Genomic DNA, 15,308 nt, shown 5'->3' with positions numbered 1-15,308 from the left:
AAGTTAACGACTCAAGGGATATAGCCCAAATTCTTCTCGAATACTATCGGTTAAAACCTGTTCCTTAAAGGGAGCCAACAGTCTTTTTTTGACCCCTCTTAATGTTTCTTTCGGGTTCCGCTTCCATTTCTCCAAAAATGATTCCTGCATAGATACACTTTCCCCCGCTTGATCGCGCACAAATACCACACCAGGAAAAGGCAAGGCTTCCAGAGGAGTTCCTCTTTCAGCCAAATCTCCCTTCGCTAAAGGATGTCCTCCTAAAAATCGATCATAACCTGTTAATTGATCATATTGCATCATTTCAGGTGGCAATGTAAACAGGCGATAATTAACAATATTACAAGTCCCACAAATGCGATAAAACCCTTCTTTTTTAACGGCTATTTTAGAACTACCTTCATCATATTCATAGCCTTGATCTACATACCAACCATTTTTTTCGGGATTTTTATTGACAAATTCAGCAATATGTTTGCTAATACAATCATCCGCATCGACAGACATCACATGGGAAGGCTGTAAATTTTTAACCGCAAACAGTCCAGCCACAACTCTCTTAGCTCGGTCATCAACTTTTACCCCATATCCTTCCCCTGGAGGTGGGAAATCAACGCATAAATATTCAACGTTGGGATGCTCAAAAGAAGTGGTCGGTTTTTCATTACAAACCACAATTACTTTAAAATCCGGTGAAGTTTGGTTACAAACCGCACGCAAAGACCGATCAAACAGTTTACACAGATCGGGCCAAGAGGTGGCAACTTTTTTACTCTTGACAGGAATAATAAACACGATCATCTTAAATTGTCCTAAAACAACTGGAGTGCAATTTTAGCGAAGCCGATGAACCCATTTTAAGTTCATCTGTTGTGGATACACCGAGAGGATTTAATATTAACAATATATTATCATGGTTTTCACGGATGTTAAATCATTTAACAACTTAATCCATCCGTAAAATCCGCAGGTATTGGTTAACAGAATTTTCCAGAGAAAACTCCATCGCCCGTTGTTTTAAGGGTTCAGGATTTGTAGGTTCTGTGAGGGTGGCAAGAATAGCCTCAGCCATCGCCTGACTATCAGCAACGGGAACTAACTTGCCATATTTTCCCTGGGCTAAAATTTCCGCAGGGCCACTTTCACAATCGGTAGAAACCACCGGAGTCCCCGCCGCCATAGCTTCAACTAAAACGTTCCCAAACCCTTCCCAAGCTGAGGATAACACCAGTACCCCGGCACGCGCCATATAGGAATAGGGATTATCGACAAACCCGGGAAAGGCAACATCTTCTGTTAAGTCGAAGTCTTGGACTAAACCTTTTAAATAATCCAGTTTGCTCCCTTCTCCTAAAATTATTAGTCGGGCTTGATGCTGTTTTCGGACTTGAGCAAAAGCTCGAATTAAAGTCGCAAAATCTTTTTGAGGACTAAGGCGTCCTACTCCTAAAATAACCGGAGGTTGACCGGAAGCAAACCAAGGATGGTTAACGGATTCTTGGAGTTTTTCTAATAATTCCGCACTCACAATCGGGTTATAAATGAAGTGGGTTTTTTCTGGGGGAGATCCCAAGGTAATTAGGTTATCGGTTACTCCATTTGAAACTCCAATCACATAGTCCGCCGATGGATAAAACCAACCCACGAAAGTCGGGGTTAAACGTCGTTTGAGTTGGGGTGCATTCTGGGATTCCTGGGAAAGATTATTATGTACTGTTACCGCTACTTTTGTTGAATTTCCTGCAATTTTTCCGGCTAAAATAGCGATAAAATTAGTATCATCTAAGGCGGAAAGTAAAAATTTAGGTTGCTTTTTTTTCAGGTATTGAATCAGCTTAGGAATACTCAACAGTAATCGGGAAGAATTTAAGGTAACAACGTTAACTCCAGCAGGAAGTTGGGAAAGATAAGGGCCTTTCGCTTGAACTAAAACCAGATCAACGCTGAGTTGGTGATCAACAAAACCTTGAGCTAAGTTGATCATTACCCGTTCAGCACCGCCTCCTCCTAAATCCATTAAAAAAATTGCAATATCTGTCATGGCTGAGAATCAATTAATGATTAGTCAATATCAATACAAAAAACCCCAAGACGATTATTCTGAGTTTTGCTTGACTTTTTTATCAACTAAGTGGACATCCGGTGGAAGGGACAGATTTCTTGTAGGTTTAACCCGTTTCATTGACAGCGCAACGGAAACTAATAAAGTCCAAAAAATCGAGTTATGCTCAATAATTGTACTTTCAGTATGATTGTACATGAAAAAGAAGGTGACATAGCAAATCGGCCAGAGTTCAGCCCATGTGTTTCCAGCGCGCAACCAAATCACACCACGAGCATAGGTGACAATAATGATCGTTAAAAATATTATTAAACCCAAAACCCCAAAATCAAGAGCCATATTCACAAAGCCATTATGGGCATGGGGCGGTTTATAACCTTCATGTCTCCAGATGATTTCAGCACCACCACCTTCGAGCCAAAAAGCTTGATATCCATAGCCTAACCAGTAGCGTTCATTGATTTTTTCGATCGCAATTTCCCACAGCGTAGTTCGACCACTTAAGGTGGGATCTCGACCGAGGGAGGCTAAAATATTTAACCAATTCTCTGTAATAAAAATCAAAGAACTCCCCCCGATTAAAATCACCGAAACTAGGACTGGAATCAAGATTGTATCTTTTTTTCGGAGGAGGTTATAGAGAGGTAAAACCATGAGGATTGTTAGTAATAATAATAGAGCGGTTTTTGATCCGGTTAACAGAATCATCAGCACCGCATTTCCAAACAAACCCCAAGCCAACTTATAATGTTTCGGCTTATCTAGGGCAATTAAAATAAAAATAATCGCCGCTAAAACCATGAGTCGAGCCAATAGATTCTTCTGAGTAAATGGCCCCCGCCAAGATCCCGCATTCGCACCCGCTTCCACCGCCACACCCCGAAAGGCGAGGGAAAATAAAAACGAAAAAACCGTAATAATTCCAAAAGCCCAACACAACATTTGTAACTGTTGTTTTAGGGTAAAACGGGAGGCTAGATAGAGTCCCAAATAGCTGGTTTGGAAGGTTGTAATTCCCCTTCTTTTGGAAATAGCGGGATAGTCTGACCAGAGAAAAGAAAATATAGACATTAAGACTAATAGCCAGATCCAAGGATCTCGAATGGCAGCCCGAACTGAACCTTTGGGTCGAGCTAGTAGTAAAAAGAATGAGGTTAAATAAACAAATTGTTGAAATAATGAGGAGACTTTATCAAAGGGATTATAGCTAGGGACTGCATCATTAGTGGCATCAGGACTCGTAAAAAAACTAGCCAGTCGAAATACACCCGTCAAAAACATGAAGGAAAAAATGGCAAATCGCTTTTCAAAAAAATTTAAGCCGGGGTTCATGGTTTGATTCGGTAATAGGTGGCTCTGAGATAGATTTCTACGAGGGAAACCATCGGGGTTGATGCGATATAATCCTGCATGAGTTGACTATTTTCTTCAGTTCTGCTACCGTAGCGCCAATCTAAACCCATAGCTAAAGCTAACATATTATTGGAGAATTTTTCAAATTGGGGAAACTCCTTTTTCATCCAGTAAGCAGTCAGACAAAGAATTTTAATTCTTAAATCAGTTTTATCGAGTTTAAAAGTGTAGGCGTTATTACCATGAATTCTCTGAAGGGCTAATTTTTTTAACAGGACAAATCCTGGGGTTAATCCTAATGCTAAATATTTAATATAATCATCACTGGTAATTTTGATCACTTCGGGCATCGGCAGAATTTTTTCTAGGAGTGATCGTTTCATACTCATGGCAGAGGTAGCGGTTCCAAAAGAAAGTTTTCCTTTGAGTTTTCCCCGTTGTATCGAATCACGTAAATCGTAGATTCCCTCCGTGCCGGTAATCGTTTCTAAGACTTCAGTATTTATTGGCTCTCCGACATAAGTTAAGGGATGAAAACACCAACCCACTTCAGGATTTTGTTCAAATATTTGTACAATTTCTGCGATTTTTTGCGGTTCAAATAAATCATCAGAATCCAAAAAACAAATAATCTCTCCTTGACTGGCTGCAAACCCCACATTAAAAGCGGTTGCTTGGCCGCCATTTTCTTTTAAAATCGGAATAATTTTTTGCTGATAATTGGCAATAATAGACCGAGAATCATCCGTTGAACCATCATCAACCACAATGACTTCCAGATTAGAGTAGGTCTGATTTAAGGCACTATCAATGGCTTCAGTTAGAAAACGACCATAGTTATAGTTATTAATCAGAATACTGACCAAAGGAGGGGTATGGGACACAAAACTTTCCTCAAGAGTTATAAGTTAGTATAGTCTTTCATTCCTGATGGTGTTCTTATTATACCACCTAATTTAATCTTTTTTAGGCTCAATGGCAAGAGTGATTAAGGACGATATTTGATTAAATTTAGGGTCATAGCCTGGGTCATAATCCAACCAAACTTCCGCGCGGGTTTATAGATAAAGCAAGCGAGATAATCCGCGCATCCATAGGAAACTACCGTGGCGATCGCAGCCCCTATGGCTTGGTATTTGGGAATCAATAAAAAGTTTAAAATCACATTGCTCACAGCCCCCACGACACTAAAGAAGAAGGCAAATACGGTTAATTCTTCGGTGGTAATCCAAATTTCTTTAACATAGCCTAAAAATAGAAACATTGAAGACCAAATATGAATTGCCAGCACCCCACCAGCGGCCGCATATTCTTTACCAAATACAAAAACGACAAACGGGGTGGATAAAAATGTCATCGGGATAGCAATACAGTAAACCAATAGGGCTTGAGAGGTTGCCAACCGTTGTAATTTTTTATAATAGAGTTCTTCATTCTCATTTTTAGCTGCAATAATTGAAGGGGCAATGGATTTAACAATGGCGGTGGAAGCGAAGGGCCAGATTTCAGAAAGGCGCACAGCAGCAGAATAAAGCCCCACCTGTTCCGAATTTGTTAATTGCCCTAACATCACTTGATCAATGCGTAAATAAATGGTAATCGCTAAACTCGATAAAATCAATGGCCAACTGATTTTCATTAACTTTTTTGCCCGCTTCCAATTGCCTCGCCAAGCTAAAATATTTTTTCCGGTGAGCCGATAAATCAAAACAAATCCGATGGCGTTAGCCGCATTTTCAATGACTATGAGCCAGGCAAAAGCCATGAGATGGGCTTGATTTTGTAATAAGAAAATTCTAATTAAGGTAACCAAGACAAAAACAATATTTTTTGACCAGATGGTATACTTTAATTCTACCTGGGATTGAAACCATGCTTCAATAATTGAGACTCCTCCAAATAAGGAGGGAATCGAGACAATAATAACCAAATTAATCGTTAAGGGATCATTAGGCTGTAAGAAAATAATTGATCCCGATGCTAAAATAAAAACGATAATTCCAATCAATAATTTAATCAGAAACCCCGTGCCCAAAATGCTTTCTTTTAAGTTAGGAGTTCTGACGAGATCCCTAAAAATAATTTGATCGGAAGCCAGTTGAAACAAAGGAAGAAAGATTGCCCCAAACGCGATCGCATAATTTAATTCCCCAAACTGATTAGCTCCCAAATAACGAGCCGTCCAAGCCAGGAGGAAAAACCCCATGATCATGCGGAATACTCTTTCGCTCAATAGCCAACCAATATTGGTGAGAATTTTAAACTGTTCGGGTTTAATCTTCTTTTGAATCGCCTTAGTAATTTTATTTAGCATTGAGTTTTTACTTCATGGCTTTGAATCTTTTATTCTTTAAAGCTAGACGTTTTTGACTGCTTTTATCGTGATTAGAGTATACCTTGGCATGATGGAAATAACTATCGGGTTCATTATTACTTTCGAGATCATTTACAACAATACCCAAAACAGTTTGACTGGATTTGACTAACTGTTCCCTGGCGGCGGTGGCACTAACCGTATCAATAGTACCCGGTCGAATCACTAATAAAATGCCATCAGTGAATTTACTTAAGGTTAACGCATCCGCCACCAACAGGAGGGAAGGGGTATCACAAATCACAAAATCATAGTGTTTCCGAAACTCCTCCATTAAAAAATTCATCCGTTTGGAACCTACAAGGGCCAGGGAGTTGGGGGGGATGGCCCCGGAGGGTAAAACGTCCAAATTGGGCATCACAGTCCGCACAGCCCACTCCCATTCCGCTTGATTGACAATCACATCACTTAATCCCTTGGGGTTTAACTCATGGGTTAAGTCCCAAATATGATGCTGTCGAGGCTGACGTAAATCCGCATCAATCACTAACACCCGTTTGCCCAATTGAGAGATCGCCAAAGCCAAATTCGCCGATACCTTAGATTTTCCTTCCTTCGCCCCAATGCTGGTAACAACAATTACTTTTAATTCCTGATCGGGACTAATAAAATTCAAGTTAGCTTGCAACATCCGGTAGGATTCACTAATCAGGGAATGGGGTTCATCTTTCACCGGAAGATAGGAGGTAATCCGTTCAAACTTCATCCCCGACCAGCGCATTTTTTTCTTAGCCGCAGGAATGATGGCTAATAGGGTATATCGACTAAATAATGTTCTAATTTCCTTGATCGTCTTAATCGATGGATCCATCAATTCTAGGAGAAATGAGATAATCACATAGAGCATTACACCAACAACAACACCCCCAATCACAACTGTCTTCTTACTTCCAGAAACTGGGTCTTTACCTATAACTGCCTGACTGATAATTTGAGCATTTCCTACATTTTGATTTTCAGCAATTCTGACTTGTTGTAATCGAGTAGACAGGATTTCATACGTCGTTTGAGAGGAGGTAACCTGTCGGGTAAGTTTCCGTTGAGTTTGTTCTAACTGAGGTAAAAGTAAAGCTCGTTCGGTTTGTTTTTTGCGAGCTGCTTCTAAAGACTTTAACTGACTAATTAAGCCCTCTTGTTCCGTCTCATAAGTGATTAATTGTTGAACCAATGTTTGTTCTAAAGAACCATTCTGTAACCCTCCGGGGGGTAATTCCTGAGTCCCTATGGTTTTTCTCACCCGTTCGTCTAAAATTACTTTCAGGGCAGCTTTTTCATTTTCTAAAGCCATGATTTCAGGGCTAGTATCGAGGAAACGAGTTCTCAGAACCGCTAATTGATCTTCAATTGTCTCCAGTTTCGCTAAAACCTGTTGTACCCCGGATGAGGCCATTAAGCTGCTACGAGCGAGCGCTTCCTCCGAGGTGGTGTTCATTTTTTGGCGCATTTCCAAAACTTGACCATTGACCTTTTCCAACGCTGCCTGAATTTCTTCGATTTTATTATCTAAGGCTTCAATGGTACCGACGACGGATAGAATTTCTTCTTCTAAATTAACAATATTGTATTTTTCTTTAAAGTCTCTTAATTCTGCTTCGGCTGCTTGCAGTTCTTGTTCTTGTTTGGGTAGCTGCGAACTAATAAATTTGCGGGCGGCAGCAGCTTCAGAACGATTCACTAAAATATTATTTTCAATGTAAAGCTCCATGACTTTATTAACAACAGCTTCAGCTTCTTTTGGGTCTGGACTTTCATAGGAAATCCCTAAAATATCCGTTCCTCGAATCAAGGAAACCCCCAAACTTTTGAGAAGATCTTCATAGCCAATCGTTTCACCGTCTTTGTCTTTTAAGTTTAATTCCTTAATGACTCTCTCAATAATTGGAGCCGAACGAATCACTTCAGCTTCCGTATCAATGGGAGTATTTTTGGCATCTAAACTATCAAGGGTACTAATTTTCTCCCCGGCATCCGTGACCAATGCCGACGTGGTGCTGAGTTTTTTTAACCGCAATTTCCCAAAAGCACCATAGGTTTTTTCACTGTTGATTGCTGAATAAAGGGAAAACATGATTGCAATACAGGCAACCCCGGCTGCTGGCAACCAATGACGCTTTAGAATCAGCCAGTATTTTATAAAGTCAATATCTTCTGGATAATCTTGAGGTTCCATAGGTGCTTAATAGCTTATCCATTTTGTGTATGCACACTCGGCTACATCTCTAAGCTTAAGGCTTTGACACCTTAAGCATTCCTGAATAGAATAGACTTTTCAGGAGATGGGATGCCCAGTTGCCTTACAGTTAAGACAATTGTATAAGCCGAACTTGAGCATCATGACATTTCGAGCATTACTCTGATCTTAATAGAACTTCTCCTACATCGTTTGTTTTTGCAAGGAATTTGATTTTAGGTTTTCTGTATCCCTTTGTTCAGTTCTGTTTTGTTGAATAATCTCATGATAGATATTGAATAAATCCTGGCTGTAATACTCAATCGATAGAGGTTCAACTTTTTTGCGTGCAGCCAAACCTAAAGATAATCTTAAAGATGGATTTTCAATTAAAGATTGCATTGCTTCTGTTAACTGTTCAATATCACCTGGATTAATCAATAATCCGGTTTTTCCCTGTTCAATCACTTCAGGAATTCCTCCCACGGGCGTTGTAATTACTGGAAGTCCCCAACTCATGGCTTCTAAAATTGCCATAGGGAGTCCTTCATTATAAGAGGGGAGCAACATCACATCACTTTCGCCTAGTAATTTATCTCGTTGCTGTTGATCAAGCCAGCCGGGAAAACTAATTTGCTCTTGAATCCCTAATTGGGTTACTAAATTTTGAGCTTCTTCAACCTCTCCGCTTCCAGCTAACACTAATTCAACTTTATTCCGATAATCCGGTTTCAGGTTAGCAAAGGCTCTCAGTAAATCATAAATTCCTTTACGTTTGTTAATTTTCCCTAAAAAAACGAATTTGAGTTTTTCAGGATGAGGATCTTTTTGCCATTCATCAGCTAGGATTACAGGGTTATTCAGAACAATCACTTTTTCTGGCGAAAGGTGACAAGTCTCAAGATAATAGTTTCTCCAACTTTCAGATAACGCAATCAAACAAGCAGAACGTCGAAATAGCGCAGTAATCAGTTTCTGAATTAGTTGAGGAAGTGCTTCATAAAATTCATGAAATTCACAGCCATGAGCATGGAAAATAAAAGGTTTCCTGGCGACAAGACAGGTTAAAGCGATGATTCCTTTACGAACAATACTCCCCCGTTCTGAGATATGTAAATGAACAAGATCAACTTCATTTTGAGAGAAATATCCCAACAAAGTCAAAAAAGCTATAGTAAAAACTTTTACCTGATTGAGTTTAGCGAAAGAACTTGATTTCCCATTCCAAGTAGCGATATGCTTGATGGTGAACCCAGTGTATCCTGCGTTCATAATCAGCGTTTCTACAGTCCCCATGCCTCCTTGTTCTGACAAAGAAGGGCCAATCATAATTACTTTATTGTGTTTTTCCATTCTGAAATCAATCCCTCGATCTGGGTATTTGCTCAATGGTTTTAGGTAAGTATGCCATCCTGATGGCTGGAGACGTACTCTGCTGATATCAACCCAATATCTGACTTCTGGTAGATGACTATTTCACGATCTTTATTGTACGCTATTTAAGAATTTTTGGCTATACCCTAATCTGAAGTTATTCAAGATCCATTAAAGGTTGTAAAGAACAAGAATCTTCTTAGTAAGAATTCAAGGCTTCAATTTGATGAACAACTGTTAAGGCGGAATAAGAAACTCCTGCGGTTCCTTCACCGGGATGGGTCGAATCTCCCACTAACCACAGATGTTTAATTGGGGTACGATTAGCTAACCCAAAAGGCCCAAAAGTCGAGATTCGTTGACCGACCCCCCCAACAACCCCTTGATCACGGGCGGTATAGCGTTCAAAGGTGCGGGGTGTGGCTGCTTCTTGATAAACAATGGTTTCTGGCGATAACTCAAAATAAGACCTTAAACGGGCGATGGCTGTGTCTGTATACTGTTGTTTTAAACCTTGATAATCTGAACACTGCCACCATTGTTGAGTTTCAGTAAAACTAGAAGCAATAATTGTGGCTTGTCCTTCAGGTGCTCGTCCATCTCCAGGACGACTCACCGACACAAATAAAGAATTATTTTCTCCAATTGGCCCTTGATCATCATAAAGGAATTGTAAATGGGGTGGACATCCCGGAGGAATCGCTTGTTTTTGCACCCCTAAATAGATCACAAATGCTCCTGATGGGGCTGATAATTGTTCAATTCGCTGTTGATAAACAGGCAAAGAAATTGATAAAAAGGGACGGGAATTTTTGCTATTTTCATCTAATAATTGAATTAAGTTTTGTATAGGGACATTCGCAACAATATGATCCCCCTTTTCTCGCCACACTTCCCCAGTTTTTTGATTTCTAATTCTAACGGCTACGGCTTGACCCTTTTCTGTTTCAATAGCTTCAACGGTATGCCGCATTAATAGTTTACCCCCATCTCGTTCTAACGCTTCTACTAAGCGATCGCTTAACACCTGCATACTTCCTTGCAGATGGGATAACCCTTGAGGTTCCTGAGACACGCCTAACGCCGTTGCTGCGTACAACAAAGCCGTTTCTTCCGTATCCACTTGAGAATATAACTTGAGTTGTAAATCTAAAAAGGTTTTCAGGCGCAGATTATCCTGTAAATTGTACAACCGTAAAGCATCAGCCACCGTCATCAAGGTAAAAGGCAATGTAATTAAAGTATCGGGACGAACAGCTTGTATCAATTGCCACAGATCCCATAAATTCCGAGGAGGTAAGATGGGGTCACGGCTTTGAAACCGCCAACTGGCTTGAAATAACGTCCCCATTAACTGCCAAAAGGGTTCACTCCCCGGAAATTGTCGTTGTCGCTCCTGTTGCCATTTTTGCGGATCTCGCCACACCTGAATGGGTTCGCTTTCTCCGGGTAAAAACACCGCACAAGCTGGGTCACAGGGAGTTGCTGCGGGTAATTCTATCCCTAACTCCGTGAAAATCCGGTGATGAATGCCACCCGGTTCCAAACCCGCTACCTGGGTCGCACCGACATCAAAGGTAAACCCCCGACGTTGAAAGGTGGAAGCACACCCTCCGGGTACGATGGCTTGGTCTAAGATTAAAACAGAATATCCCCGATAAGCTAATAACGCCCCGGCTGTTAATCCCCCAATTCCCGCCCCTATCACAATCACCCGTCGTCCCGTGTTCACCCGTGCTGATCCTCAATTGCTTAACAGTTCTTAATATAGAGTAATCAAGAAACCGGGTTTTTAATCCAAATTTTGATTGTTAGTATTCAGTTAACTCAAAAACCCGGTTTCTGAGAGTTGACTGCGAAGTTGAGAAACCGGGTTTTTAATCCAGATTTTGATGCTGAGTATTAAGTTAACTCAAAAACCGGGTTTCTGGATTAGTTAACTGCATATTCAGTATAGGGACGAATTTCTAGGGGGTGAAAGCCTAAAACAATATCTTGTTTAGGAATTCCAGCCCTAACTAATTCTTCAGCAATACCGTCTTCTGTTCCATCCCGTTGAATCCAAACTTTATCATTTTTTATCTCTACATGAACTAAACAGCCATGTACTCGTTGATCTCCTTGCCATCCTAACGTCATTAATAAATAACTATTTTTATCTTCACTAATAATAAATCTCCTTTCTAACTCTCCATAGAAATAGGGAATTTGAGCATATTCGCTTAAAATTTTATAAATAATGGTTTGGTATTGGGTTAAGGTATCCATTGCATGACCTCCTGAGTTTGAGGATGAAAAACCAGTAAATTGAGTTGATTTTTTCTGACGACTAAACGCCCAAGGGGTTCAGAAAAAATATCTTGGAATGCTTTTTTAGGAATTGCCAAATATAAAATCCTATCGGTTTCGATTTCTTCTAAAATATTTCGATAAACAATATACTGTCCTACAGCTTTTTCTAAATCGTTAACTTGGGAACTCCCCGCAAAACTTTTAATCTCAACCGCAATTTTTTCATTCTGTCTTTGGGCGGCTAGTAATTTTTCTGCTCCTAAGTCCACAAACAAATCTTTTGATCCCCATTGCAGGACTAAGGGATCTTTGGTAATTGTCCAGCCATCCTTTTCTAAGGCTATTTTAACATCATCATGATAGATATCTTTGGCAGGCATTATTTTAATATCTCTCAGTACAATTATACTTTTCTAGTTGTAGTAAAAAATAACATTTCTTGACGATATCCATCCCTTATTGTCAGAGTTTTTAACAAAGATTGTAATCCCTAGTTCCCTGGTTCTACCAGGGAATTTCAAGGTGAGGCTCTGCCTCTGACCATAGCAGGCGGAGCCTGCAAGACAGCATTGCTAGGTAGAACCTAGCAAAACAAATGTGAAGTCAAGAAACCGGGTTTTTAACAAAGATTTTGATTGTTAGTATTAAGTTAACTGAAAAACCCGGTTTCTGATATAATGCGATCGCCTAACATGAATTTGTGATCCTTGGGCAAACGGTTTAAAAGGGCTAAAGAGTCCACGCAGGCGGGGAGGAAGCAACACGAAATCCGCAGCCCCTGACCCGACTGCCCGGCACGTCCCAGTTACGATAGGCACCGCGACAATACCTGGGATAGTAGAGCCACGAACCTCCGCGCATCACCCGGTTTTCATTGCTGCTTAATAAATTGACTAAATTTTCAATACTATATATCTTATAACGATTATCATTCTTATTCTGCTCATCCCAAACTTCCCCTTGTGTTGGTGCATCTTCATAGTTTTCATGCCAAGGGTCGGCGCACCATTCCCAGACATTGCCATAGAGATCATACAACCCAAAGGCATTAGGAGGGAATTGACCAACGGGGGTGGTTTCCTCTCGATATATTCCTTCGGGTTCGTTTGCGTAGGTTTCAGTTCCCCGATAATTCGCTAAATCACTGGTTAGGGTTTCCCCAAAGTAAAATGGGGTTTGAGTTCCAGCACGACAAGCATATTCCCATTGGGCTTCTGAGGGTAAATGATAGGGGCGTCCGGTGCGTTGGAACATTCGGGCACAAAATTCGACGGCATCGTACCATTTAACCTTTTCTACGGGTCGGTTAGATCCCCCCCTAGCCCCCCCTTGGTAAGGGGGGGAACTGGAATTTTCTGAAGCCTCGCTTGTTAAAGGGGTTTGGGGGGAAACTCCTGAAGCCCCCCTTTCTAAGGGGGGTTGGGGGGGATCTCCTTTAAAATGAGAACAGTCAGGGTCGAGATCCCGTTGAATTTTAGGCCAGTTAGCCACGGCTTGCCATTGAGCTTGGGTGATGGGATATTTGGCCATGAAAAAAGGAGGAACTGTAACTTGATGTTGGGGGCGTTCCCTTTTGTGTCCTTCCCCCTTCGGTGAACCCATGAGGAATGTCCCCCCAGGAATATAAACCATCTCTAACGTGACTCCATCCCCCAGGTCTTCGGTGAAATATCGGGCTTGTTTGGTTTCCCGTTTGATAATTTTACCCTTTTTATTAACAGTAACGGTTTCAAAACCAAAGGTTTTTGCTGGAATAGGAGGGGGAGGTAAAGGGACAGAAACCCCCGCAATATTAACACTATTATTTTGTCGAAGTTTAGCAAATTGTTGTTCGGCTTCGGTATAGTTTCCCCTGGCGGCTTTTCCCATCGCTTCAGCTAAAGTTAATAGGGGTTGAAAATTAGCTTGTTGCAGAGGTTCGGCTAGGGTTTCCACCAGAGAAGATATTCTCAACCAGTCCCTAGAAATGGGTTTTTGCAATAATTTACGCAGTTCTCGGGCAATTTCTTGAGCCGCAGGTTCGGGGTTAACATAGGCTAAAGCTGTCCAATGTTGCGCTTTCTCAAGTCCCTGAATATCCGTTTGAAAATGATGTTCGATGTAGTGGAGAGAAAATTGGGAAAGGTGGGATAATTCACCAGGGGTTAATTGATGCAGTAATAAACCGCGAACCGTTCGATCCATTTCATAGAGTTCTGCTCCAATATTCTGACATAAATCCGATAACAATAAATGGGCAACAGCCAGCCAAGGAACAGGTAATTTTGAATAGAATTTATCGCGTAAACGATAGAGAAAATCGGGAGTTAATGCTAAGGGAAAGGCGGCATAACAGGCAAATTGATAATAAATTTCTCCATATTGCTGACGAAAGCGGTCAATGGTTTCTCTTGCCGCTTCGGTTTGGGGGTTAGAATTGAGGAGAGAAGGGTTCGTCATTGCAATATTTGAAGGGCATTATAGAATCCCTGACGATCAATCGGAAACATTTTAACTGTTTTCAGTGTAGCAATATGATCGGCCGTTGTATAGCGCCAATCGGGTTGAGGAAAGGGGTTTAACCAAGCGATCGCTTTTACAGAAGATTGTAGTCGATTTAATACGTTTTTAGTCGCGTTAAAATGATAGGAAGAATACCGTTTTTCTCCCGCATCTCCATTACTGAAAATTAAGATCACGGTTTTTTGAGGCTGGGTTAATTCTAGGATAGCATCAAGGGGAATTTCTTCCTCAAAGTCAGAATCTCTAAAAAAATTATCGCTGAGATGTTGATGGAAATAATAACATCGGTTGGGGTCTAAACAACCTGTTTGTTGAGCGGTTTCTACCAATTTTCGTGATAATATTTGAAAGGGTTGCATTGACCCCCGTTGGGCGATAAATAACATTAAATTACTGTTTTTTTGACGACAGGGTTTAAAAACAGGGGTAATGGGTTTTCCTTGGCGTTGGATTTGTTCTATTGTGGCTTGGATATTGAATTCTAAGCGAGTTCCCGTTTGTAAACTGGTTTTTAATTGATACCATCCTTGGGTCATTTGTTCGGGGGTGACGGGGAAATATTCTCTGGGGTTTTGGGGCGGTTTAAAATTCATCCAATTGTGTTGAGGAGAGACTTTCATTGCTTTAACAACTTCGCTATCTTCCTCCAGGGTAGTTGAGTCGGTGAGGGGGGAAGCGGGAAATAAGAAATATTCGTTATTGTCTTGAGGTTTTGGGGGTAAATTAGGGGGTTTTTCAATATTGTTTTTTGGGGTTATGGTTTGAGTTGAGATAGATTTAGGAGTATCTTTTTTAATCAGTATAGGTTGATTTGAATCTATTTCTTCAGGAATAGGGGGAAGGATTATATGATTAAAAATTGCCTCAAATTGTTGGTGTTGACTGCGAGATTTTACCCAAAGGGTTCTACAAAGTTGTTTCAATTTATCGATTTCTAACGGATAAATTTCTGTTTTAATGGCTTCAATGAATAATAAATAATCCTGTGTTCCCAAAGGAAACCCGCCATCTCTGAGTTGAGTAAATAAGTAATAATAAGAATCAAGGATAGTATTCATATTCCATTTTATAATATTGTTTGTATATAATCGAAAATTTTATTTAAAAGTAGGAAATCCGAATAATCGTAGGGGCGAGGCGCACCCAAGGAGTGTAAACTTAAGCCTCCGAAGCCCTGAACT

At 40.6% G+C, this 15,308-nt stretch carries 12 protein-coding genes; all 12 read right to left on the bottom strand.

The genetic code is table 11. The annotated features are described in order from the left end of the window. Window positions 1-3: 3 nt before the first annotated feature. Complete coding sequence (locus PL8927_RS03075; RefSeq protein WP_083617502.1) at window positions 4-801, bottom strand: hypothetical protein; 798 nt, start codon at window positions 799-801, stop codon at window positions 4-6. Between the two features lie 145 nt (window positions 802-946). Continuing rightward, window positions 947-2,041, bottom strand: a complete 1,095-nt coding sequence (locus PL8927_RS03070; RefSeq protein ID WP_083617500.1) for a glycosyltransferase — start codon at window positions 2,039-2,041, stop codon at window positions 947-949. Window positions 2,042-2,095: 54 nt separating this feature from the next. Further along, a complete protein-coding gene (locus PL8927_RS03065; protein ID WP_083617498.1) occupies window positions 2,096-3,394 on the bottom strand; it encodes an O-antigen ligase family protein in 1,299 nt (432 codons plus the stop codon). Then, entirely contained in the window at window positions 3,391-4,299 is a 909-nt protein-coding gene (locus PL8927_RS03060; RefSeq protein WP_083617496.1) for a glycosyltransferase family 2 protein, read from the bottom strand. The genes PL8927_RS03065 and PL8927_RS03060 overlap by 4 nt, the downstream gene beginning before the upstream one ends. A 104-nt stretch (window positions 4,300-4,403) precedes the next feature. Continuing rightward, a complete protein-coding gene (locus PL8927_RS03055; protein ID WP_083617494.1) occupies window positions 4,404-5,729 on the bottom strand; it encodes a flippase in 1,326 nt (441 codons plus the stop codon). 7 nt (window positions 5,730-5,736) lie between these two features. Then, window positions 5,737-7,959: a GumC family protein gene (locus PL8927_RS03050; protein WP_083617492.1), complete on the bottom strand. Its 2,223-nt coding sequence runs from the start codon at window positions 7,957-7,959 to the stop codon at window positions 5,737-5,739. A 204-nt stretch (window positions 7,960-8,163) separates the two neighbouring features. Continuing rightward, window positions 8,164-9,312 carry a glycosyltransferase gene (locus PL8927_RS03045; RefSeq protein ID WP_083617490.1) on the bottom strand — a complete coding sequence of 383 codons (1,149 nt, stop codon included), beginning with the start codon at window positions 9,310-9,312 and terminating at the stop codon, window positions 8,164-8,166. Window positions 9,313-9,532: 220 nt separating this feature from the next. After that, a complete protein-coding gene (gene crtD, locus PL8927_RS03040) occupies window positions 9,533-11,065 on the bottom strand; it encodes a C-3',4' desaturase CrtD (protein WP_083617488.1) in 1,533 nt (510 codons plus the stop codon). 200 nt (window positions 11,066-11,265) lie between these two features. Then, the gene (locus PL8927_RS03035) at window positions 11,266-11,601 is read right to left on the bottom strand and encodes a XisI protein (RefSeq protein ID WP_083617485.1); all 336 of its coding nucleotides are present in this window, start codon (window positions 11,599-11,601) and stop codon (window positions 11,266-11,268) included. Further along, entirely contained in the window at window positions 11,589-12,005 is a 417-nt protein-coding gene (locus PL8927_RS03030; protein WP_083617483.1) for an element excision factor XisH family protein, read from the bottom strand. Before PL8927_RS03030 ends, PL8927_RS03035 begins: the two co-directional genes overlap by 13 nt. Before the next feature lie 349 nt (window positions 12,006-12,354). Then, entirely contained in the window at window positions 12,355-14,064 is a 1,710-nt protein-coding gene (locus tag PL8927_RS03025) for a formylglycine-generating enzyme family protein (protein WP_197047296.1), read from the bottom strand. Then, window positions 14,061-15,185, bottom strand: coding sequence for a hypothetical protein (locus tag PL8927_RS03020; protein WP_083617481.1), 1,125 nt, complete (start codon window positions 15,183-15,185; stop codon window positions 14,061-14,063). Before PL8927_RS03020 ends, PL8927_RS03025 begins: the two co-directional genes overlap by 4 nt. Window positions 15,186-15,308 lie beyond the last annotated feature (123 nt).

The organism is Planktothrix serta PCC 8927, assembly GCF_900010725.2.
GTDB classification, from domain to species: Bacteria; Cyanobacteriota; Cyanobacteriia; order Cyanobacteriales; family Microcoleaceae; genus Planktothrix; species Planktothrix serta.
The sequence above is the reverse complement of the archived record's forward strand: the minus strand, read 5'-3'. Positions and strand labels throughout refer to the sequence as shown.

What these genes read in the sequence shown, in the direction of transcription:
- PL8927_RS03075 (WP_083617502.1), bottom strand. Translation starts at nt 801, where the DNA reads ATGATCGTGTTTATTATTCCTGTCAAGAGTAAAAAAGTTGCCACCTCT.
- PL8927_RS03070 (WP_083617500.1), bottom strand. Translation starts at nt 2,041, where the DNA reads ATGACAGATATTGCAATTTTTTTAATGGATTTAGGAGGAGGCGGTGCT.
- PL8927_RS03065 (WP_083617498.1), bottom strand. Translation starts at nt 3,394, where the DNA reads ATGAACCCCGGCTTAAATTTTTTTGAAAAGCGATTTGCCATTTTTTCC.
- PL8927_RS03055 (WP_083617494.1), bottom strand. Translation starts at nt 5,729, where the DNA reads ATGCTAAATAAAATTACTAAGGCGATTCAAAAGAAGATTAAACCCGAA.
- PL8927_RS03050 (WP_083617492.1), bottom strand. Translation starts at nt 7,959, where the DNA reads ATGGAACCTCAAGATTATCCAGAAGATATTGACTTTATAAAATACTGG.
- PL8927_RS03045 (WP_083617490.1), bottom strand. Translation starts at nt 9,312, where the DNA reads ATGGAAAAACACAATAAAGTAATTATGATTGGCCCTTCTTTGTCAGAA.
- PL8927_RS03035 (WP_083617485.1), bottom strand. Translation starts at nt 11,601, where the DNA reads ATGGATACCTTAACCCAATACCAAACCATTATTTATAAAATTTTAAGC.
- PL8927_RS03030 (WP_083617483.1), bottom strand. Translation starts at nt 12,005, where the DNA reads ATGCCTGCCAAAGATATCTATCATGATGATGTTAAAATAGCCTTAGAA.
- PL8927_RS03025 (WP_197047296.1), bottom strand. Translation starts at nt 14,064, where the DNA reads ATGACGAACCCTTCTCTCCTCAATTCTAACCCCCAAACCGAAGCGGCA.
- PL8927_RS03020 (WP_083617481.1), bottom strand. Translation starts at nt 15,185, where the DNA reads ATGAATACTATCCTTGATTCTTATTATTACTTATTTACTCAACTCAGA.